The sequence below is a fragment of the Mobiluncus curtisii subsp. curtisii ATCC 35241 genome (assembly GCF_000146285.1).
GTDB lineage: Bacteria > Actinomycetota > Actinomycetes > Actinomycetales > Actinomycetaceae > Mobiluncus > Mobiluncus curtisii.
In genome coordinates this window covers 12817-33217 of sequence record NZ_GL385912.1, presented here as the reverse complement: position 1 = coordinate 33217, position 20401 = coordinate 12817, and the positions used below count along the sequence as shown (strand labels likewise).

Genomic DNA, 20401 nt, shown 5'->3' with positions numbered 1-20401 from the left:
CACAAGGTCGGTTGAGCAGGTTTTCAGTTCTGGCGGTTTTCCGACTAAACTCTTGGGGTGATTACTGCCACTGACCTCACCTTACGGATCGCGGATCGCATCCTGATGGAACACGCTTCATTCCAGGTCAACAAAGGTATGCGGGTCGGTTTGGTGGGGCGCAACGGCGCCGGCAAGACCACCCTAATGAGACTACTGAGCGGTACCGGTCTGCCCGATGCTATTCAAGTTGAGGGAACCGTATCCCGGTCGACCGCCCCAGGCTACCTTCCCCAAGATCCTCGGGAAGTTGATCCCGACCAGATAGTGCGCGACCACATCTTGAGCGTGCGCGGACTGGATGTCATCGAATCTCGCATCCGCAAAGCGGAGGAGGCGATGAGTCGTGAATCAGGCGAAAAACAGCAAAAGGCCATGGAAAAATATGTGCGCCTGGATCAGGAGTTTCACATGTCCGGCGGTTACGCGGCAGCTTCCGAAGCTGCACAAATCGCCGCTAACTTAGGGATTTCTAACGAAACATTACGGCAGCCTTTGGGGACGCTCTCCGGAGGGCAACGCCGCCGGGTCGAGCTGGCACGCGTGCTGTTTTCCGGGGCAGACACCCTGCTGCTGGACGAACCGACCAACCACTTAGACCACGACTCGATAGTGTGGCTGCGCGGGTACCTGCGTTCATTCCCTGGCGGAGTCCTGATTATTTCGCACAATGTCAAGCTCTTGGACGAAACCCTGAACCAGGTTTTGTATTTGGATGCGATGCGTGGCGTGTTGGACGTGTACCACATGGGTTGGAAGGCATATTTGCAGGCTCGCGCTGATGATGAGGTACGGCGGAAACGGGAACGGGCGGTAGCAGAAAAGAAAGCCGCGGCTCTGCAAGCTCAAGGCGAACGTCTCCACGCGAAAGCCACCAAGGCTGTGGCTGCCCAACAGATGCTGCGCCGAGCGGCGCAGCTGCTGGAAAATACCCAGGCGGAAGGTCCGAAGGAAAAAGTCGCCAAACTGGATTTCCCTCAGCCCCAGCCTTGTGGAAAAGTTCCCCTATCCGCGGAGGGAATTTCTAAAACTTACGGTTCCTTGGAAGTTTTTACCAATCTGACGCTGGCTATCGACCGCGGTTCAAAAGTGGTGGTGTTAGGCTTCAACGGCGCGGGAAAGACGACCATGCTGCGTATCCTAGCTGGCTTGGAGACCAGCGACACGGGACGAGTGGTTCCTGGTCACGGATTGAAGCTCGGCTATTACGCCCAAGAACACGAGACGCTGGACAACTCCCTCTCCGTGGTAGAGAACTTACGGCGGGCAGCTCCGGAACTTGATGACACCCAGGTACGTTCCCTGCTGGGACAGTTCCTGTTCTCCGGAGCGGATGCAGATAAACCCACCGCAGTGCTGTCCGGCGGAGAAAAGACCCGTCTAGCTTTAGCCACATTGGTGGTGAGCGGGGCGAACGTACTGCTGCTGGACGAACCGACCAACAACTTGGATCCTGCCTCGCGCGAGGAGATTCTAAATTCCTTAGCCACCTATGAAGGGGCAGTAATCTTGGTCACCCACGATCCGGGCGCGGTGAAGGCACTGGATCCGCAACGGGTTCTGCTGCTGCCCGATGGTGATGAGGACCTGTGGGACGAAACTTATCTGGAACTGGTTGAAGTAGATTAAACCGTTGTCTATCCACACCACACGAAACGGTAAACTGTTTGAAACAGACTAGAGAGGAAAACTGATGCGTTATCAAAAGACCGTCGCCAGCATCCTGGGGGCGGCACTGCTGGCAGCAACGTTGAGCGGATGTACCACCGGTACGAAACAGACTCTGGATCACCCTGACAGCGCTTATGTCAAGCAAAAAGATGACCTCCCCACAATGGTGAAACAGTTTTCCGGTCCGAATCTGGCCATTATTTTGAGTGGGTTAAAACTCAAAGGTGAAAGCCTGAAAGTCTATGACGAAGAGACCACCGCTTCGATGCGCTCTGCCGATCACCAAGCGTTAGATTTGTTGCGGCAAACTACCTTTAAACCTGAAAAGTGCCAGCAAAAAGTTCTCGACTCGTATGCGGATCAGGAAAGCATCCCCGCTGCTTTTTCCCAAGCTAACCTTAATAATCACGCCACCGTTGTGCGCACTCAACTGCGAGCTTATGATTCCGTGGCGCAGGCCCAGAAAGCCATTAAAGTCCAGCGGGATTTAGCACAAGCCTGTCCCACTTATGCAGTGACGGCTCCCGGAGACAAAAGCCTCCGGTTTACCACCGCCGCGGCGGATTATCCGCTTGACGGAGCCCAAGACGGCTTGATGATGACTAGCAGAACGGACCCCGGTGAAGGTCAGCTTGCCACTACCGAAGTCGGGGTGTTTCAGAGAGTCGGTAACTTGGAAATTCGGGTGTATTTTGACGGCAAGAATCCAGTCAAGGACGCTAACGAGGTGCGTGCCGAATTGCAGCGATTCGTGACGTATCTGGGTCAAGCTCTGATTGCGAAGGCAAAGTAGTTCCCGTTGAACCGCTGCCCTAAGGTCAATAGTCGCGCCGCCTCGAAGTCAAGGCTGATAGACATCAGCTGCGCGGAGTGCCATTGATATAAGGCTTGGGAATCGGGGCTTCATCACCCAAACGTGCCGCCCAAGCCAATGGCAGCGAGGGATCAGTCAGCAGCGGTCTGCCAACCTGAATCACAGAAGCTTGACCGTTGACCAAAATCTGCTCAGCTTGCGCCGGTTCGGTAATCAAGCCGACTGCTGAAACAGGAAGCGGGCCTCGGTCTTGAATCTCAGTGGCGTATTTCACCTGATAACCGGGGGCCTGCGGAATTTCCACCCCGGCAATCAGCCCACCGGTGGACACGTCAATGAAGTCAACGCCGAAGGCTGCCAAATCCTGAACGATTCGACCCCAGTCCTCTAGGGTGACGTCACGCTGCAAACCGAAAGCTCCGTTGGGTACCCAGTTTGTCGCGGAAATTCGCATTAAGAGCGGGAAGTTCTCTCCCAGCTCCCCTCTAATCGTAATGACCAGCTCGCGCCAAAACCGGAACCTTCCCTGCAAGTCACCACCGTACTCGTCAGTACGCTGGTTCGTCAGCGGAGAAATAAACTGGCTCAACAGGTAACCGTGGGCACCGTGAAGCTCCACAAAATCGAACCCGGCTTCCAGGGCGCGGCGGATGGCAGAGACGAAATCCGTTTGTGTCTGACGAATCTCCGCGACACTCATTTCACGTGGAGTCTCGTGGCGGGCAGTAAACGGAATCGGACTGGGAGCCACCGTATGCCAACCGATTCCTCCCAAGTCGGAGTCTTCTGGAGCCAAGGGAGTACCGGACGGAGAAGCGGAGGCTTTTCTGCCCGCGTGAGAAATCTGAATGCCGGCAGCCGCGCCACCTTCCTTGATGAGGGTAGCCAGTCGCGCGAACGCGGGGATTTTCTCGTCCCGATCCAGCATTAAATCAAAGGGACTAATGCGTCCTTCCGGGTTCACCGCGGTCGCTTCCACGATGACAGCGCCCACCCCGCCTGCTGCCCTAGCACCGTAGTGAACTTCATGCCAATCGTTAGGCCAACCCGCAGACGGTCCCTCGGAAGAGGCAGTAAATTGGCACATCGGCGGCATCCACAAGCGGTTGCGGGTCTCGAGGTTTTTCAGTCGAAACGGCGTAAAAAGGTGGGACATGGGGTAATTCTAACAAGAGCCGAGGAATCTTTGCGCCCATGTTATTCCTCAAGCCAAATCTAACTGTGAAATACCTTAGCCCGCCCCAGGCAGCACAAATTCGCCTCTGAGTGAATCACACGTTGAAACCGAGAGCCCGCAGCTGCTCGCGACCGTCCTCAGTGATTTTGTCTGGACCCCACGGTGGCAGCCACACCCAGTTGATTGACACGGTTTTCATCAAATCTTCCAGCACGAAACGGCATTGGCGTTCAATCATATCCGTCAGCGGGCAGCCGGCAGAGGTCAGAGTCATATCAATGACCAGGGCATCTCCGTCCAGGTGCAGCCCGTAAAGCAACCCCAAATCCACGATGTTGATGCCCAGTTCCGGGTCGATGACGTCCTTCAGCAGTTCCACGATTTCTTCCACCAGAGCTCGCTGTTCCTCGGAAAGCTCTGCTCCTGGTGCCGACACGGTGTCCGCCGCTACCCCTTCGACCACGGTTACTGCCCCCGCTGGCGTGGCGCTGCCCTCGGATTCCACCATCGCGCTGGTGTCGGGAGTTCCCAATTCGTTCAATAATTCTTTGCTCAAGGGTTCTTCGCTCATGGATTTATTCCTTTGCCATTTGGGGGTGTTGCGGGTCACAAGTCCGGTTCATCACTTTCGGGTCACAGTGCGGCGCCGTCTGGGTCCCGCCGCCGGTTCCATCCGTCACTTCCGCCTGAGCCAGGGCATCTTTCAAAGCCATCCACCCCAGCAGAGCGCATTTCACACGATTGACGTACCGAGAGACTCCTTCCAAACTGGATGCATCGCCCAGGCGATCGAGTAGGTCTTCGTCCACCCCTCGACCACGTGAATGCATCATTTCGTTGAAATCCTGTTCCAGCCCGTGCACGGCTTCCAGGTCCTGTCCCTGCACCAGCTCCCACATCATCGACAGAGACGCTTGCGAAATCGAGCAGCCATGCCCGTCCCACACCAGTTCACGCAACTTTCCGTCTGTCACTTTCACCTGCAGCGTAACCTCATCTCCGCAAGTCGGATTGACCTGGTGGGAACTCGCTGCCCAGCCGGGCAGAGTACCGGCACCATGCCGAGCTTTGGACTGCTCCAAGATGAGCTGTTGATACAGGTTTTCCAGTTCGTTCACTTGTATTCCTTCTGTCTATCAGTCACCCTCGGGTGTAACCCCAAAGAACTTCGCGGCCTGGGGTAACGCCTGCAGCCAACGATCAACCTCTTCAATAGTCGTGGTAGGACTGAACGTGGCTCGGGTGGAGGCGCTTACCCCAAAGAACCGATGCAGCGGAATGGCACAGTGATGTCCCACGCGTACCGCCACCCCTTGAGAATCCAAGTATTGCCCCAGGTCATGAGGATGAATGCCCTTCATTTCAAAAGACAACACCCCCGCGCGATGCGTCATGTCGGTGGGACCCAGTACCTTCACACCGGGAATGTCGACCAGTCTCGGCAGGGCATAAGCGGTGAGAGCCTGTTCGTGTGCAGCGACCCGTTCCATCCCCAGTTCTTGCAGGTATTTGCAAGCGGCAGCCCACCCGACAATCTGGGCTACCGGCTGTGTACCGGCTTCAAACCGATAGGGAGCCGGCATGAAAGTAGTTTCTTCCACCGTGACGTTTTCAATCATAGAACCGCCACTGAGGAATACCGGCAGCTGCTCGAGTAACTCACGCCTCCCCCACAAGGCTCCTACCCCGGTGGGTCCAAGCATCTTGTGCCCGGAAAAACACGTAAAGTCAACGCCCAGCTGATCCACGTCCAGCGGCAGGTGAGCACTGGACTGGCAGGTATCCATCACGACGATGGCACCGACTGCCCGGGCGGCAGCAATAATTGGCGCGATGTCTGTCACCGCTCCCGTCACGTTGGACAGGTGCGTGAACGCAACCACCCGCGTGCGCGACGTAATGACATCCTCCAGGTGATTCACGTCCACGCGCCCGTCGGGAGTGAGTTCGATGACTTTCGTCACAGCTCCGGTACGTTTAGCGACCAACTGCCACGGCACCAGGTTAGCGTGATGCTCCGCCCTGGTGAACACGATTTCATCACCGGGCTGCAAGGCAAAAGGACCGCCTGCACGCTCCCAGGTAGCAGCTGCAAACCCGTAAGCCACCAGGTTTAACGCTGCGGTTGCCCCCGAAGTCCACACGATTTCTTCGGGGTCGCTCACCCCTAAGAAGTCCGCCACGTCCTGCCGAGCATCTTCAAACAAGGAGGTTGCTTCGTCGCCGAGCTGGTGGGTGCCGCGATGCACCGCCCCATTGTGATGACGGTAAAAATCGTCAATGGCATCCAACACCGCTGCCGGCTTTTGTGAGGTTGCCCCCGAATCCAGGTAATCGAGGGGCTGACCATCACGTCCCGGAATGGTCAGAATCGGAAAATCCGCACGCATCCGGGCGAGCTCCGCCGGGCTAAAATCTGTCGTCTTCGGGACTGTAACCATGACCACTCCTTCCCTTTGCCTGTCGTGCCGCATTCAGACAGCCGTCGAGGCTCCCAGGTACTTGTCGTAGCCTTCAGCTTCGAGTTCGTCTGCCAGTTCGGGTCCGCCTTCTTCGCTGATGCGCCCGTCCACAAAAACATGAACGAAATCGGGATGTACGTAGCGTAAAATCCGGGAATAGTGGGTAATCAGCAGAATTCCTGTATTGGCAGACTCGTGAACCCGGTTGATACCTTCGGAAACAATTTTGAGGGCGTCAATATCCAAGCCGGAATCCGTTTCGTCCAGAATCGCAAACTGTGGTGCCAACAGCTGCATCTGCAGGATTTCCAAGCGTTTCTTTTCCCCGCCGGAAAAACCCGCGTTCAAATCCCGACTGGCAAATTCTTTCTCCATCTTAAAGTCGTCAAAAGCGCCGTTGACTTCTTTCATCCATTTGCGTAGCGACGGAGCTTGCCCCGCCACCGCGGTCTTGGCAGCACGCAGGAAATTCGACACGCTCACGCCAGGAACTTCGACGGGGTACTGCATCGCCAGGAACAAACCCGCCCGAGCGCGCTCATCCACGCTCATCTCCAGGATATTCTTTCCGTCCAGCAGAGCCTCACCACCGGTAACCTCATAATTCGGGTGTCCTGCCAAGACATAGCTCAAAGTCGATTTACCCGAACCGTTGGGTCCCATAATGGCGTGCACTTCCCCGGAGTTGATGGTCAGGTTTACGCCTTTCAAAATCTTTTTTGGTCCCTCTGGAGTCTCCACCTGGGCTTTAAGGTTCTTTACTTCCAACACTGACACTGTTTTCTCCTGTTTCTTGTTCCATTCCGAGCGACTCACACGTTTCCCACGCTGAGACGGGCTTTGTTATGCTTTCAAATCCACCGCGATAAATCCGTCAACAATTTGCACCGGGTAAATCTTAAGCGGGTCGTACGCCGGAGACAGGGGCTGACCTGTCTCCAAATCAAATTGTGCCCCGTGCGCGACGCATTCCACACAGCCATCTTCAATAATGCCGTCCACCATGGATACTCCGGCGTGCGGGCATTCCTTTGCCATCGCGTGAAAATCTCCCTCATCGCTGCGCAATACTACGATGTCGGTGCCTTCCACGCTAACTTCTTTGCCGGTTCCCGGCTCAATCTCGTCAACACTGGCAACATTAATAAAGCTCATTGCAAACTCCCTACGCTCAGGTGGCTATCTACGGTTTCCAATACATAGTCGGTCAGCTCCGGTATTTCTAGCATATTCAATAGCTCCGCATAGAACGCCCGCACCACCAGTCGTTTCGCATTGACTGCATCGATGCCACGACTTTGCAAATAGAACAGCTGTTCATCGTCAAATCTGCCGGTTGCGGAAGCATGTCCGGCACCTTCGATTTCGCCGTTATGAATTTCTAGATTCGGCACGGAATCCACGCGGGGTCCTTTACCCAGCACCAGGTTTCGGTTCAGTTCGTAGGAATCAGTCCCGAAAGCCTGCGGCCCGATGCCAACGTCACCAACCCATACGGCATGGGCATCCTGACCTTGCAAAGCCCCTTTGTAGGTCACCCGGGACTTAGACTTTTGCCCCTTGTGCTCAATGAACAGCCGGTGTTCCTGATGTTGTTCTGAGTTAGTAAAGTACAGCCCCAACAGGTTCAAATCGCTGCGTTCTGCAGGAAGGTTCACTCCCATCGCAATACGGACTGAGTCCCCTCCCAAAGTAACGTTGGCGTGTTTCACGCTGGCGTTTTCACTCAAAGTCAGCTGTTGAGTCGCCATATGCACAGCGGTGGCGTCCCAGGCTTGCAGGCTAACCACGTTCAGTTTCGCGCCCGGCTCCGCTTTCACTTCCAAGGTCTCGTTCAGGGAACCGCCACCACGGTGACGCAGCACAATGGTGGCTTGGGAGTTCTTTTCCGCATGTATCCGCACGTGACCGACCGTGTCGGTGCCTTCCGCAGTGACATCAATCCAGACCGGTCGACTAACCACGCCTGTAACCGCCACGTCAAGGGTCTGGGAAATGTTGTTCCAACCCACCACTCCGGCACGATCGAAAGGTGCTCCTGCCAGTGGTGACAGCCCCACCAACGCGGACAGTTTCAGGGTCACACCCGCCTCGGGCTGGACTGGTTCGTCAGCGCGCAAAGCCACGCCATCTATCGCAAACTTGGCACCGCCGCCCTCCAGAGATTCTTCCAGTAAACCGGCGAATCGGGACAGAGGGGTAAATCTCCAGGCTTCTTCCCGTCCGGTAGGCATCGGAAAATCCTCTACTGACGTGGAGGTCAGTCGAGTTGGGGTCGGTGCGGTCAGCGCATCGCCAGTTGGCATAGTCACTTCAGTCATTTAACCCACCGAGCCTTCCATCTGTAGTTCAATTAGTCGATTCAGCTCTAAGGCGTATTCCATCGGCAGTTCCTTGGCAATAGGCTCTACGAATCCGCGCACGATGGTTGCCATCGCTTCCGTCTCAGTCAGTCCCCGGCTCATCAGGTAGAACAGCTGGTCCTCGGACACTTTGGAAACGGTTGCCTCGTGACCCATTTCGACCTCGTCGTTGCGCACATCCACATAAGGATAGGTGTCGGAGCGGGAAATGGTGTCCACCAGCAGGGCGTCGCACAGTACGTTGGACTTGGAACCAGTGGCATTTTCGGCAATATCGACCAGACCCCGGTATGACGAGCGTCCCCCTTGCCGGGAGATAGATTTGCTGACAATATGCGAGGACGTGTGCGGTGCCCGATGCAGCATTTTTGAGCCGGTGTCTTGATGCTGGCCCTTGCCTGCAAAAGCAATGGACAGAGTCTCGCCGTGAGCGTGTTCGCCCAGCAGATATACCGAGGGATACTTCATGTTGATGCGTGAACCGATGTTGCCGTCAATCCACTCCATTGTGGCGCCTTCCTCGCAAAAGGCGCGTTGGGTCACCAGGTTCAACACGTTATTCGACCAGTTTTGGATGGTCGTGTAGCGCACGCGGGCATTCTTTCTCACAAAAATTTCCACGATGGCGGCGTGCAAGGAATCCGATTGGTAAATCGGGGCGGTACAGCCTTCCACGTAGTGGACGTAGGAACCTTCGTCAGCGATAATCAATGTCCGTTCAAACTGACCCATGCTTTCGGTATTGATGCGGAAGTACGCCTGCAGGGGAACTGTGCACTGCACTCCCTTGGGAACGTAGATGAAAGAACCGCCGGACCATACCGCCGTGTTCAGGGCAGCAAACTTGTTATCTCCTGCCGGTACTGCCCGCCCAAAGTATTCCTGGAACAGTTCAGGATATTCTTTCAATCCCGTATCGGTATCAAGGAAGATAACGCCTTGTTTCTCGAGGTCCTCACGGATTTGGTGGTAAACGACCTCCGATTCGTACTGGGCAGCCACTCCATCCACTAAGCGTTGCCGCTCCGCTTCCGGAATACCCAGACGGTCATAGGTTTGTTTGATGTCCTCGGGCAGGTCATCCCAGGATTGAGCCACTTTATCGGCTGCCCGCACGAAGTACTTGAACTCGTCAAAGTCCAGGAAGCTCAAATCGGGACCCCAATTCGGAATGGGTTTGCGTTGAAAGATTTTCAGGGCTTTCAACCGCAGTTTCAACATCCATTCCGGTTCATCTTTCATCTTGGAGATGTAGCGCACCACGTCCTCATCCAAGCCACGCTTTGCGGCTTGCCCAGCAGCATCGGAATCATGCCAGCCGAACTCGTACTTATCGGAAATAGATTCGATAATCTCATCATCCGCGCGCTTTTTCTGATCTGACTCAGTCAGAGCATCGCTCATCTCTATCCTTTCATCCGAGGTTTTCTCTAAGTCTAGACAATTCATCCGGGGCTTAACTCTCAAGAGCCACCAGGAGACATCCTCACTATTTTATTCCCCCCGACGCGCGACCTTCACCCCACTCAACACATTAATGCTGCTCACGGTTCCGTTTTTGCGCAAGGTTAGCGGCACGCTGGTGGTACAAGCATGATCCCCCTCGGCGAGAGTGGCGAGACGCTGCACATGGGTATCGAGCAGTCGAGAAAAAGCCTGCGTTTCGGCTTCGCAAAGTTTTGGATAGGACTTGGCCACGTCCTGCACCGGGCAGGATCCTTGGCAAAGTTGCAGCGCCAACCCGTGCGCAGTTTGTCGAACGGTCGCGGCATAGCCATCTTGCGCCAGCGCATCTGCCAAAGCGACAACCCGCGCTTGTGGGTCGTCTCCGGCAGCGTGAACCACCGGAGCATAGCGGCGTTCCACCTCCCGCGAGTGCCGGTTGGCAAAGTCTTCGATGGCTTGATCCCCGGCGACCTGCTGCAAGTAGTCCAGAGCTTTGTTCGCCATCTGCGAATAACCATCTGGCAACGTAGCACGTCCAGCGTCAGTCGCTACATAGTGACGTGCCGGACGTCCGCGACCGCGAATCTTTCCGGTGGCTTCAAGGTTCTCGATTTGCCCACTTTCTTCCAGATAGATGAGGTGGCGCCGAACTGCTGCCGGAGTAAGTTTGAGGATATTAGCCAAGACAGAAGCGGTAATGGGACCCTTTTCAATGATTAGGTCCAGAACGACTTGACGGGTGCCCTGATCATCTACGATTGCTGGCATCCCGCTCCCCCTTCGTCAAAATCTTTACATCAACTATGACTTTCCTAAATCTAGCATATTTTCCCAAGCTAGTCATTGCTTAAAAGCCGCCAAAACACACCAAACAGGGGTTTTATTGAAAAATTGCGCAACAGAAGTGTATCAGAAATCATTTTTGAATCCCCGTCAGTCTAGCCCCGCCAGTGTCAGTGAAAAGGGACCTTCCCCGGCTAGCACCAAGGCTAATCCTGATAGATTTTCCGAAACCACGGGGCTGCCACCGGACGTAACGAAACCGGGGAAACATCTGGCAACCCCAGCGCCAGCGCGGTAGACAGCACTCCCACGACCGCAGAAGGATTGTGTATCTGACCCGCAAAAATCGCTGCCACGGCATCTCCCAGCCCCACCCAGCGTCGCGTCATGAACGCTTCCTCAGCTTCACGTTGAAAACTGCGCTCCGGTACCGGAATCAGAGTTAAATCGCGAGCCAAGAACACGCGCAGGGCTTCAGACGATCCGCCTGGCGTGGTGAAATAATCCACCAGCACATCCCACCGTGCAGCCCGCAAGTCGGCTTCTTCCGCGAGTTCCCGTTGCGCTGCCCGCAGCGGGTCCTCCCCCGCGATGTCCAGCAGTCCCGCAGGAATCTCCCACAAGGTCGCCCTCACCGGGTGACGATACTGGCTAATCAGCAGTACTTCCGGCTCTCCCGAAGCGCTCTCTGCGCCTTCCCGCAGAGGAACGATGGCTACCGCCCCCGGATGCTTCACAAAATCCCGAGTCGCCATCCCGTCTCCATAGCTAACCTGCTCGGTGAGCAAAGAAAAGACTTTACCCCTAAACACTTCCTTGGAATCCACTACGGGAAATTCGGTTCGCTCATCTGTTGGTGACGCCAACTGCGAGGGGTTATCAGTCATTGTGGTCTCCTGTTTGTGGTTCCGGGGTGCTCTGGTTTTCTGGCTGGGACTGCCCCGATTAGAATCGCCGATAGAATCCCAGCCATTCGCTAGCGACTTGGTCGGTAGTCGGCCAGGTTGCGGCGCGATGTCTCGCAGACTCTTGCTTTTCATACCAAATACTGGGGTTAGCGAGCAGTTTTGTGATGGCTTGAGCTGTCGCATCAGCATCGTCTGTGTCTACCACAAGGCTGCCGATGCCCAGTTCCGTCTCTCGTGACGTTCCCGCGAGGTGTTCCCCTCTGGTCAAACTTTCACCTGGGGGGCTTTCCACCGCCACTCCGGCGGGCAGCAGGATATCCCGCAATTTTCCAACCGGAGCAGCCACAATCGGCAGCCCCAAGCTCATGGCTTCTTGGGCGATGAAACCCCGCGACTCCCACTCCGAAGTAATCACCAACACGCTCGCTGCCTGCAACCAGGTATCCAAGGACTTGCGCCACCCCAGGAAAGACACTTGTGCGTCGGTGCCGTAAGAACGCAAACCCGCCAGCAGCTGCGGATCCCCATCCCCGATGACCACTCCTGTGGCTGGATAAGTCACCCGCTGCATAGCACGAACGAATCGGTCAAAACGCTTTTCTTGCTCAATTGGACCAATTCCCAGCACCAGCTGACCACGGTTGCGCAACCGTTCCGCAGCTGCCAATTTGGTCCAGTTACTCACCCGCTCCTTACGATTGAGCATTCCGGTCTGCAAGAGTTTTTCTACCCTGGGGCTGACCAGGAAAGATACTGCCGAGTCAGTGTCCGCCGAGGATTTGCGGTCAATTTTTGCGGTCAAGCGCAGCGAGGACCCCGAAATGAGAGAGGCCCGGTTATCCATCCACCGAAACAGCAACCGCCGCCAGACGGTATCCCGACGTTCATCATTCAGTTCATAAAGCGAGACTAAAAGTGGCGGGGTGTTAGGCATGAACGTGGTCAATACCAGAGCATACAGCGCCGCTTTCAACCCGTGAACGTGGATGACATCAGAGTTTTTTAACACGTCTTGGGCCCGGCGCAATCGTCGCAAATTCGTACCTATCAGGAACAGTCTCCGGGGTGTCACGAGCCACAGTGGCAAAACATTCTTGAGACGATACCGCTTAGCGCTGGTGGGTTCCGCGATAATCTGGACATCGTGACCTTTCGCTACCAAAACGCTGGAAAGCGATGCCACGAAAGTGCCCATCGAGTGTGCGGCTTCACCCATCACCATGGTTATTTTCACGATTCGCCTTCTTCCGAACGCGGTGTCTGCAGTTGGGACTGTCGGGAATTCTGCGGGGAGGAGCTTTGCTCAAGGTTCTCGCTTGTTTCGACGGTTTCGGGAACCTGGCGGGCGGCCCGGGTTTGTTTCCAGAAGGGCGTGGCAATGATTTTCAGTCCCGGCAAGGCACAGATTACCGCCACAAAACCGGCTGCGAGAATTGCCCAGAGCACTCCCAGGGGCAGATCTAGGGTCATGACCCCCGCATAGGATAAGCGCCCGAAAGCGCCCCCCAGGACAGCGCCGGGCAGAGCAATCAACAATGCCCGCAACACTTGTGCCGGAGAACCCACCTGGAGACGTCCCCACATTATCAGCAGATAAACCCCTGCCGCGCTCATACCCAGGACATTGCCAGCGCCCAGTGCGAGGAGCGTAGCAACACCGTTACCGCGCGAAGGCGCCAAAACGATAATCAGCAGCCATCCGCTGATAGCAGCTATCCCCCACCCCAGCAGTGCTGCGAAAAAGGAATGCTGGGCATGATTAAGGGCAATAAACACTCTTGACAAGTGATAGAGCAAGGCGTATCCCACCAGGGCAGGAGCCATCGCCACGACTGCCATTTCCAGTCCCGGAATGGGTCTGTTCCATGCAAAAATGGCTGCCATACCGGGTGCCACCACGATCAAACCGGAGACACCCAGCAGAGACAGACCGGCAATTAACGCGGTGGAACTGGTGGTCAGCTCTCCAGCTTTTACGGTCTGCCCCGCGGCGAAGCTCCTGGTCAATAGCGGGAATACGACAGTCGCGACCGGAAAAGTGAACAGCGCGTAGGGCAGCAGATAGATAGCTTGGGAATACTGAAAAACATTGATAGTGCCTTCCACCCCGCCCCACCGGGTCAGGAACAATGTGGCGAGCATGTAGCCTTGGGCTGCCAGCAGGGCTCCGATACCGTAGGCTCCCAACGTGAGAGCGTGCCGGAATTGTTCCCGGGGCATCTTCCATACGAGTTTGAGGCGCACTCCCACGTTCCAGACGGGAATGAACAGTGGAACGCTCAGCACCAGCACGCCTGCGGTAGTTCCCCATGCCAGAGCGGTAATAGCCGTGTATTCGGTCGGGTCAGAGCCGCTCCCGGCGCCGTAGGCGGCATAGGCACCAATGGTTACTACGGAGGAAAACGCCGGCATCAGGGCTGGCCAGGCAAACCGATGGTGAGCTTGGAGGATTCCCCCCAGCACCACGGCGACCCCGTAGAGAGGAATCTGGAAGGCAAACACCCTCAGGAAATAAGCTGTCAGTGCATTTTGTGTGGCAACGTCGGAACCTACCGAGACAGGCAGCACCGCGGCGATAGGCTCTGCTGCCACGAAAACTATTAACCCCAGCGGAACCAGCATGGTCAGCGTCCAGGTGAGCAGCGCCGAAGCGATACGATTCACTTCGTCTTTCAGCGAACCGGCAATAGCTTGAGCCAGCAGGGGGATGGTAATGGAAGCCAAAGCGCCCCCTACCACGACCTCAAAAATCACATTGGGGATTTGGTTCGCCGAGGCATAGGCGTTGCCGACCGTGTCCGCTCCGACCCAGGTGGCTTGAGCCAACCATCGTCCGAAACCAAAAACCCTGGAGACTAGCGTAATCACCGCTACGGTCCCGGCTGCCCCTGCTAAAGCGGCTACCGGGTTCGTAACGGTTTTTTCACGCTTTCTCAAATCGGTTTACTCACCTTTCGGACTGTTTATGTAACGTGCCGTTCCACGCGAATCCTACGCGGGCAAACGTCCCCAGTTGTCTCCAGCTTTTAGCACCGGGTGACTGTCGATGACTTTCGAGAAACTGATTTTTTCACTAGCCAGGGTCAGGACAGCGATTCCCGCCAAGGTCACGAGGTTGGTGCGGGTAGTTCTTCCCTGCGACCAAGTGGTTCCCAAAGCTGCTCCCAAAGCGTTTGCGCCCGTGTCGCCCAACATGGTGACTTCACGCAAATCTAAGGGCAGGGCAGCGGCGATAACAGCACAGTTTGTTGCCGCCAGGCGTCGACGTGCGAAGTTGCACCCACTGTGGGCGGGTAAGAATCCGGCAGCGCCTCCCAGTAACGCCACTTTGAGAGCCCGACCCGGTCTGAGATCCAACAGATTGAGCAAGTTTGCGCTCCCCGCGATAACCCCGGCTTGGATTATCCAACCCCAAATATCGCGGCGTGGGCGAGCTGCCACAGCCCCTGTAGCTATGAGAGCCAACATTTTAATCAAACCGGGACTCAATCGCCCCTCTTTCAATGCCCCGATATGACCGCGCAGCCCTTTAGTGGACTTGTTGGTAGCATCGCCGTCAGACATGTCGTCAAAGAACCCTGCCGCGGCGCTACCCGCCGCAGCTATAGCGACCTGCAGAGCCGTAGAATTCCGCCTTCCCGAAATGATTTGAGCTACCGGCAGCAAGACACCAACTGCTGTCCCTCCCCAGAGACTCACATTCCGACCGTGGAAATTCGTGCGCTGGAAGTTAATCTGCATAACTTGCCTTCCGGTTTTGTTCCTGGATTGTTTTGACCGAATCTCACTGTGGAGCTGGTGAATCGACCGGGGCGGCGGGGGCCTCAGTTGGAGCGGGCGGAGCAGGAACTTCCATGAAGGGCGGCACCAGGGCGGAGGCTTTCTGTTCACTGCCCCAGGCTCCAGCAGTGCCATTCATACGTGCCACCAAAGCAAATGGCAGAGAAAGAAGTGAAGTTTTGGTACCGATGCCGTCCACCGTGGGAACGGGATTTCCGCCCGCCCGCACTTTGGTCAAGAGGTCGTTCTCTCCCTGAGCCGAACCGTAAAGCACCACTCCCGAGGCAAACGTATTGAGGGTCTGCGCGAATTCAACGATGCTCTTGGTTCTTTTTTCCGATGCCTTCTGCTGTTTCTCATTCTGCGGTTTCAGCGGACCGGAACCCACAATAATCGCGGAGCGAGCCGGTTGAGTCGCTGGGTTAGCAACCTGAATAAGGGGGGTTTCTTCCACCGTCAGAATTCCAGAAAGCGAATCATTTTGACCGGTGAAAATCAGCTGACCAATCGCCGCTGCCAAAGTGGATTCCGGCGTGGTGGCACGGGCGGTATCGGTCAGGTACTGTCTGATTTGACCGGAAAGCGCATCCCGGTAAGCCTGTTTCGCGGGGGCGAAGAAGCTATCTTGTAAGTTGATTTGAGCGTTGACGCTACCACCCGCCGCGGTAACAATTTCACTCACGGATTTCACATCTTCAGCTTCGGCATCCGGCAGCACCACCAGTGCAACCCCCGTGCCTTGCAGAAGTCCGTTGAATATCCGCGGCGCGAACTGTTCCACCGTCTGGTCTTGTACATTGATTCGAGACTGGGCTTGGGTCAGTTGATCGTTGAGCTGATTACGATCTTCCCGGAGCTTGTCGACTTGCCCCGTCAAAGTGTCCCCGATGGGATCAGCCAACGGTCCAGCGCCAAGGATAATCCCCACCGCGAGAGCCAAGAAAACCGCCACCAGCGAAACCAGGTGATACCGAAAATCAATCATAAGTTTTCTTCCAATCTAACTTTCACAAATTCACAATCTCAGTTATCCAATCAAGCCCCTCAGGCCATGCCACCAGGCATCCATGTTCGCAGCCACCAGCCCCAGGAAAGTCTGTCCGCCCGTGGTTGAGCCTAATGCTGCCAGCATTGCCAACAGACCAGCCACCACTAACAATCCCATCTGCCAGTTCGCAATTCGGGGACGATAAAGTTTGGAAACGCCCTTGGCATCGATGAGTTTGCTGCCAACTTTCAAGCGGGTCAAGAAAGTTGAGGACATTCCGGCACGTCCCTTGTCCAGGAATTCCACCAAGGTGGCGTGGGTTCCCAAGGCGACGATGAGTTCGGCACCTTTTTCATCTGCCAAGAGCATCGTGATGTCTTCAGACGTGCCCGCGGCCGGAAACACTACGTGCTCCACACCAAGTTCCTGCACCCTGGTCAAACCGGGGGCTTTTCCATTGGGATAGGCATGTACCACGATTTCCGCCCCGCAGGTCAGTGCCTTATCGGTCACGGAGTCCATATCGCCCACCACCAGGTCAGGCTTCAAACCGTTCTCTAACAGCGCATCCGCTCCGCCATCTACTCCAATCAGGATGGGGCGATACTCGCGAATGTAGGGCTTGAGCATCAGCAGGTCTTCTTTGTAGTTGTAACCACGTACCACCATCAAGACCTGGCGTCCGGTAAAGTTCGTCCGCAAATCCGGAACACCCACGGAATCAAGAATCAAATCCCGTTCCTTCTTTAGGTATTCCATAGTGTTGGCAGTGAAAGCCTCAATCTGGACGCCCAGGGAAGCCTTCGCTGCCTCCATATTGGCAGCGTTCGTTTCCTCGGTCTGTCGCACTCCTTCGGCAACCAGCTTGCCCTCACAAAACACCTGGTTATCCCGAATTTCGACGCGTTGACCTTCTTTCAGGCTCATAATGTCCGAACCTAAATCATCTATGAGGGGAATTCCCGCCTCAATGAGGACTTTCGGTCCTTGGTTCGGGTATCGTCCAGAAGTGGACTTTTCTGCATTCAGCACCGCGGCAGGTTCGATTGCCTTCAGTGACTCGGCAGCCACCCAGTCTAAATCTTGGTGCGAAATAACGGCGACTTCTCCAGCTCCCAAGCGTTTTGTCAGATTTTTGGTACGTGTATCAATGCGTACCAGACCGCCCAGGTTGGTTCCTGTCTTTTGATTACGTTTTCGGCCAAACAATGCCATCATGACTCCGATTGTCCCACACGAGCCAGTTCGATTAACTCATCGGCGTGCGCAAGCGCCGTTTTTGTGAGCTTCGTCCCGGAAATCATCCGCGCCAGCTCCTCGCGTCGCGATTCCTGATTCAGCACTGTAATCCGGCTCTCCCCGCCACTCTTGGTAATCTGCACCTGGCTGTCTCCAAACGCCGCGACCTGTGCCAGGTGAGTCACCACAATGACCTGATATTCCTGAGCCAGACGTGCCAGACGCCGCCCGACTTCAATACCGGCTTGCCCTCCAATCCCCGCGTCGACTTCATCGAACACAAAAGTGCCACGAGTCCCGACGTTCTGCGGGTTTTGGATAGTTTGATTGGTCTGGGATAACCGGGAACTCCGGTCTGCCAGGGTCACTTCCAGAGCTAGCATGATACGGGAAAGTTCCCCGCCAGAGGCGGCGCTAGATAATGCCAGCACAGGAGCTTTTGGGTGCGGGCGCAGCATAAACTCAACTCGGTCAGCGCCGTGGGCACCTGGCTCCTTTTGGCGGACTTCCACGTTGACCTGGGTGTCTTTCATATCCAGCCCCACCAGTTCCGCATTAATCGCCTTACTGAGCGCGCGTGCCGTTTTTTCACGAGCCTCATGCAGTTTTGCTGCCGACTGGTTTACTGCCTCAGCCGCAGCTTCCTTCGCGAGGCGTAGCTGTTCTAAATGTTCCGTTCCGCCCTGCAGACCTTGCATCTCGGTAACGGTATCCTGCCATGCCGTGCCCAAGTTTTCCGGTTCCACTCCCAAGCGTAAACTCAAATCGGTAAACGCGGCCCGCCGGCTTAAAGCCTCCTGGAGTGCCTCCGGGTCAGCATTCAAATCCTGCAGATAAACCCCCAGCTCACGAGCCGCATCGTCGAGGGCATAGCCGACTCCACTCACGCTTTGCGCGACCTCTTGCAAGCTCGAGTCCTCTTCCGCCGCCCGCTGTAGAGCTCGGGAGGCCACGGCGACCAAATCGATGGCTGTCGGGGTGGAATCCGCCTCATTTTCAATAGCCCCCAGCGCCGCAGCGACGTTTTCACGCAAACTTTCCACGTTGGACAGTTTCGCTACACTGGCACTAAGTTCCGTGAATTCGCCGTCCTCAGGCCGGAGAGTGTCAAACTCCTCACAAAACCGTTCCAACACTTCACGGCGTTGTTCGCGCTTTTCAGCGTTGACTTCCCACTGAGTAAAAGCCTTCTGGGCGAGACTCAAAGCCTCCCAATCTCGAAGGTACCGTTCCAAAGCCCGCCTATGCGGTTCGTCTCCATAAGCATCCAAAGCGTCACGCTGAGCCCGCTCGGTACGTAGCCGACCTTGCGCGGCTTGACCATGAACCGACACCAAGCTAGAACCGAACTCACCCAAAATAGCGGCAGGAACCGTGCGTCCTCCCAGGTGAGCCTTGGAACGTGAAGCTAAGGGCACCACTCTTGACACCTCGGCTACGCCGTCCTCAACCACCCCACCGGCTTCTTCCACGACTGCTCCAGCCGCGTTATCCACCTGAAAACTACCCTCAACCACGGCCTTTTGAGCACCGTGGGAAACCAGTGCGGGCTCGACTTTTGCCCCCAGCAGCCAGTCCAGCGAAGTCAGCAGCATAGTTTTACCGGCTCCAGTCTCGCCAGTAATGACCGTAAACCCTGGACTAAACTCCAGCGCGACGGAGCTAATCGTCCCCAAATTTTCAATCCGCAGCGATTCCAGCATTAGCGACCTCGCCACCCTTCCACGGGTAAACCAAATTTTTTCACCAACCGAGCGGAGAACGGCAGGGATACCAATCGCGCCAACTGCATATCGGTGGTGGACTTCGTGACCCGAATAGAAGACCCCAACGGTGCGGGCAAAATCCGTCTCCCATCAGCCCAAACTTCGCAGTCCTGCACCTGTTGGGGCAGCACTTGAATCTCTAGCACTGACGAGGGTCCCAGCACCAGGGAACGTGTAAACAAGCCGTGAGCAGCCAGTGGGGAAAGCACCAAGGCTTGCACATCAGGCCATACCACCGGACCCCCGACCGAAAAGTTATAGGCAGTAGACCCCGTCGGAGTCGATACGATTAAACCGTCCGCCCCGTACTCGGAAACTGCTTCTCCATCAACGCCAAAAGCCAGCAGTGCGGGATGACCTTTATCGGTGCTCAACACCGCGATGTCATTGGCAGCCCACTCTGATTGCACTGAACCATCAGGATGACGCACTTCCACGTCGATGCACATTCTGCGTTCCACCTGATACTCACCGCGCACCACCCGCTCGCACAGCTCACCAAGCTCTTCTTCCTCTGCTTCGGCGAGGAATCCCACGTGCCCCAGATTAACTCCAATGACCGGGACGCCCTGACGATGAGCGATATTCGCAGCTTCCAGAATGGTTCCGTCCCCACCCAGCACAATGATGAGCTCAATTGGCTCCGTACTGGTGCGATCTACCACGGTGATTCCCGCATTTTCCAGGTATCCACGGACACTGGCTGCCGCCACAATAGCGGGCTGGCGGTAATGGTGGTGAAACACCATAATGGTTCGTTCTTTACTCACCAGGATGCGCCTTTCGTGCATATTTCTGGACTAATTCCGGGCTGGGAGGTTGATATTCACCAGCGGGCTCAGCCTCGCTGGCTCCGCAGCAATCCGCGTATCCTCCCAAATCCTGACACACGTCGTCACCAGTCTGTAGTTGTTCCGGCGGTGTCGCCCCCAGCATACCCCGGACTTCCTGTTCCATAACTTTCC

Annotated in this window: 20 protein-coding genes; 2 read left to right on the top strand and 18 right to left on the bottom strand. The window is 55.9% G+C overall.

What is annotated here, in order from left to right:
• Nucleotides 1–57: 57 nt before the first annotated feature.
• Nucleotides 58–1668 carry an ABC-F family ATP-binding cassette domain-containing protein gene (locus tag HMPREF0574_RS00170; protein WP_004006630.1) on the top strand — a complete coding sequence of 537 codons (1611 nt, stop codon included), beginning with the start codon at nt 58–60 and terminating at the stop codon, nt 1666–1668.
• 64 nt (nt 1669–1732) lie between these two features.
• A complete protein-coding gene (locus HMPREF0574_RS00165; protein ID WP_004006629.1) occupies nt 1733–2503 on the top strand; it encodes a hypothetical protein in 771 nt (256 codons plus the stop codon).
• Between the two features lie 64 nt (nt 2504–2567).
• Here the strand turns inward: HMPREF0574_RS00165 and HMPREF0574_RS00160 are convergent, their stop codons facing one another.
• The 18 genes from HMPREF0574_RS00160 to HMPREF0574_RS00075 form a co-directional block, all read right to left on the bottom strand.
• A complete protein-coding gene (locus tag HMPREF0574_RS00160) occupies nt 2568–3680 on the bottom strand; it encodes an oxidoreductase (protein WP_004006628.1) in 1113 nt (370 codons plus the stop codon).
• 115 nt (nt 3681–3795) lie between these two features.
• Complete coding sequence (locus tag HMPREF0574_RS00155; RefSeq protein ID WP_004006627.1) at nt 3796–4272, bottom strand: metal-sulfur cluster assembly factor; 477 nt, start codon at nt 4270–4272, stop codon at nt 3796–3798.
• Between the two features lie 4 nt (nt 4273–4276).
• The gene (gene sufU / locus HMPREF0574_RS00150) at nt 4277–4819 is read right to left on the bottom strand and encodes a Fe-S cluster assembly sulfur transfer protein SufU (protein WP_004006626.1); all 543 of its coding nucleotides are present in this window, start codon (nt 4817–4819) and stop codon (nt 4277–4279) included.
• Between the two features lie 18 nt (nt 4820–4837).
• Nucleotides 4838–6175, bottom strand: a complete 1338-nt coding sequence (locus HMPREF0574_RS00145; protein ID WP_004006625.1) for an aminotransferase class V-fold PLP-dependent enzyme — start codon at nt 6173–6175, stop codon at nt 4838–4840.
• A complete protein-coding gene (gene sufC, locus HMPREF0574_RS00140) occupies nt 6176–6940 on the bottom strand; it encodes a Fe-S cluster assembly ATPase SufC (protein WP_036324785.1) in 765 nt (254 codons plus the stop codon).
• Nucleotides 6941–7006: 66 nt separating this feature from the next.
• Nucleotides 7007–7318: a Rieske (2Fe-2S) protein gene (locus tag HMPREF0574_RS00135; protein WP_004006623.1), complete on the bottom strand. Its 312-nt coding sequence runs from the start codon at nt 7316–7318 to the stop codon at nt 7007–7009.
• Nucleotides 7315–8484 carry a Fe-S cluster assembly protein SufD gene (sufD, locus tag HMPREF0574_RS00130; RefSeq protein WP_004006622.1) on the bottom strand — a complete coding sequence of 390 codons (1170 nt, stop codon included), beginning with the start codon at nt 8482–8484 and terminating at the stop codon, nt 7315–7317. The genes HMPREF0574_RS00135 and sufD overlap by 4 nt, the downstream gene beginning before the upstream one ends.
• On the bottom strand, nt 8485–9930 hold the full coding sequence (gene sufB / locus HMPREF0574_RS00125) for a Fe-S cluster assembly protein SufB (protein ID WP_036324173.1): 1446 nt from the start codon (nt 9928–9930) through the stop codon (nt 8485–8487).
• 90 nt (nt 9931–10020) lie between these two features.
• The gene (locus HMPREF0574_RS00120) at nt 10021–10740 is read right to left on the bottom strand and encodes a helix-turn-helix transcriptional regulator (protein ID WP_004006620.1); all 720 of its coding nucleotides are present in this window, start codon (nt 10738–10740) and stop codon (nt 10021–10023) included.
• Between the two features lie 221 nt (nt 10741–10961).
• The gene (locus tag HMPREF0574_RS00115) at nt 10962–11642 is read right to left on the bottom strand and encodes an NUDIX domain-containing protein (protein WP_004006619.1); all 681 of its coding nucleotides are present in this window, start codon (nt 11640–11642) and stop codon (nt 10962–10964) included.
• Nucleotides 11643–11700: 58 nt separating this feature from the next.
• Complete coding sequence (locus HMPREF0574_RS00110; RefSeq protein ID WP_004006618.1) at nt 11701–12897, bottom strand: glycosyltransferase family 4 protein; 1197 nt, start codon at nt 12895–12897, stop codon at nt 11701–11703.
• Complete coding sequence (murJ, locus tag HMPREF0574_RS00105) at nt 12894–14600, bottom strand: murein biosynthesis integral membrane protein MurJ (RefSeq protein ID WP_004006617.1); 1707 nt, start codon at nt 14598–14600, stop codon at nt 12894–12896. Before murJ ends, HMPREF0574_RS00110 begins: the two co-directional genes overlap by 4 nt.
• Nucleotides 14601–14654: 54 nt before the next feature.
• On the bottom strand, nt 14655–15404 hold the full coding sequence (locus tag HMPREF0574_RS00100; RefSeq protein WP_004006616.1) for a hypothetical protein: 750 nt from the start codon (nt 15402–15404) through the stop codon (nt 14655–14657).
• 43 nt (nt 15405–15447) lie between these two features.
• Nucleotides 15448–16428, bottom strand: coding sequence for a copper transporter (locus HMPREF0574_RS00095; protein ID WP_004006615.1), 981 nt, complete (start codon nt 16426–16428; stop codon nt 15448–15450).
• A 42-nt stretch (nt 16429–16470) separates the two neighbouring features.
• The gene (gene steA, locus HMPREF0574_RS00090) at nt 16471–17649 is read right to left on the bottom strand and encodes a putative cytokinetic ring protein SteA (protein WP_004006614.1); all 1179 of its coding nucleotides are present in this window, start codon (nt 17647–17649) and stop codon (nt 16471–16473) included.
• Nucleotides 17646–19373, bottom strand: a complete 1728-nt coding sequence (gene recN / locus HMPREF0574_RS00085; protein WP_004006613.1) for a DNA repair protein RecN — start codon at nt 19371–19373, stop codon at nt 17646–17648. Before recN ends, steA begins: the two co-directional genes overlap by 4 nt.
• Nucleotides 19373–20227 (bottom strand): NAD kinase, encoded by an 855-nt coding sequence (locus HMPREF0574_RS00080; RefSeq protein ID WP_004006612.1) that lies wholly within the window; start codon nt 20225–20227, stop codon nt 19373–19375. Before HMPREF0574_RS00080 ends, recN begins: the two co-directional genes overlap by 1 nt.
• On the bottom strand, nt 20199–20393 hold the full coding sequence (locus HMPREF0574_RS00075; protein WP_236585898.1) for a trehalose phosphatase: 195 nt from the start codon (nt 20391–20393) through the stop codon (nt 20199–20201). Before HMPREF0574_RS00075 ends, HMPREF0574_RS00080 begins: the two co-directional genes overlap by 29 nt.
• Nucleotides 20394–20401 lie beyond the last annotated feature (8 nt).

Bases quoted from the DNA above. Each gene is read 5' to 3' on its own strand.
- HMPREF0574_RS00165 (WP_004006629.1), top strand. From the start codon at position 1,733: ATGCGTTATCAAAAGACCGTCGCCAGCATCCTGGGGGCGGCACTGCTG.
- HMPREF0574_RS00160 (WP_004006628.1), bottom strand. From the start codon at position 3,680: ATGTCCCACCTTTTTACGCCGTTTCGACTGAAAAACCTCGAGACCCGC.
- HMPREF0574_RS00155 (WP_004006627.1), bottom strand. From the start codon at position 4,272: ATGAGCGAAGAACCCTTGAGCAAAGAATTATTGAACGAATTGGGAACT.
- HMPREF0574_RS00145 (WP_004006625.1), bottom strand. From the start codon at position 6,175: ATGCGGCACGACAGGCAAAGGGAAGGAGTGGTCATGGTTACAGTCCCG.
- HMPREF0574_RS00135 (WP_004006623.1), bottom strand. From the start codon at position 7,318: ATGAGCTTTATTAATGTTGCCAGTGTTGACGAGATTGAGCCGGGAACC.
- sufD (WP_004006622.1), bottom strand. From the start codon at position 8,484: ATGACTGAAGTGACTATGCCAACTGGCGATGCGCTGACCGCACCGACC.
- sufB (WP_036324173.1), bottom strand. From the start codon at position 9,930: ATGAGCGATGCTCTGACTGAGTCAGATCAGAAAAAGCGCGCGGATGAT.
- HMPREF0574_RS00120 (WP_004006620.1), bottom strand. From the start codon at position 10,740: ATGCCAGCAATCGTAGATGATCAGGGCACCCGTCAAGTCGTTCTGGAC.
- HMPREF0574_RS00115 (WP_004006619.1), bottom strand. From the start codon at position 11,642: ATGACTGATAACCCCTCGCAGTTGGCGTCACCAACAGATGAGCGAACC.
- HMPREF0574_RS00100 (WP_004006616.1), bottom strand. From the start codon at position 15,404: ATGCAGATTAACTTCCAGCGCACGAATTTCCACGGTCGGAATGTGAGT.
- HMPREF0574_RS00095 (WP_004006615.1), bottom strand. From the start codon at position 16,428: ATGATTGATTTTCGGTATCACCTGGTTTCGCTGGTGGCGGTTTTCTTG.
- steA (WP_004006614.1), bottom strand. From the start codon at position 17,649: ATGATGGCATTGTTTGGCCGAAAACGTAATCAAAAGACAGGAACCAAC.
- recN (WP_004006613.1), bottom strand. From the start codon at position 19,373: ATGCTGGAATCGCTGCGGATTGAAAATTTGGGGACGATTAGCTCCGTC.
- HMPREF0574_RS00080 (WP_004006612.1), bottom strand. From the start codon at position 20,227: ATGCACGAAAGGCGCATCCTGGTGAGTAAAGAACGAACCATTATGGTG.
- HMPREF0574_RS00075 (WP_236585898.1), bottom strand. From the start codon at position 20,393: ATGGAACAGGAAGTCCGGGGTATGCTGGGGGCGACACCGCCGGAACAA.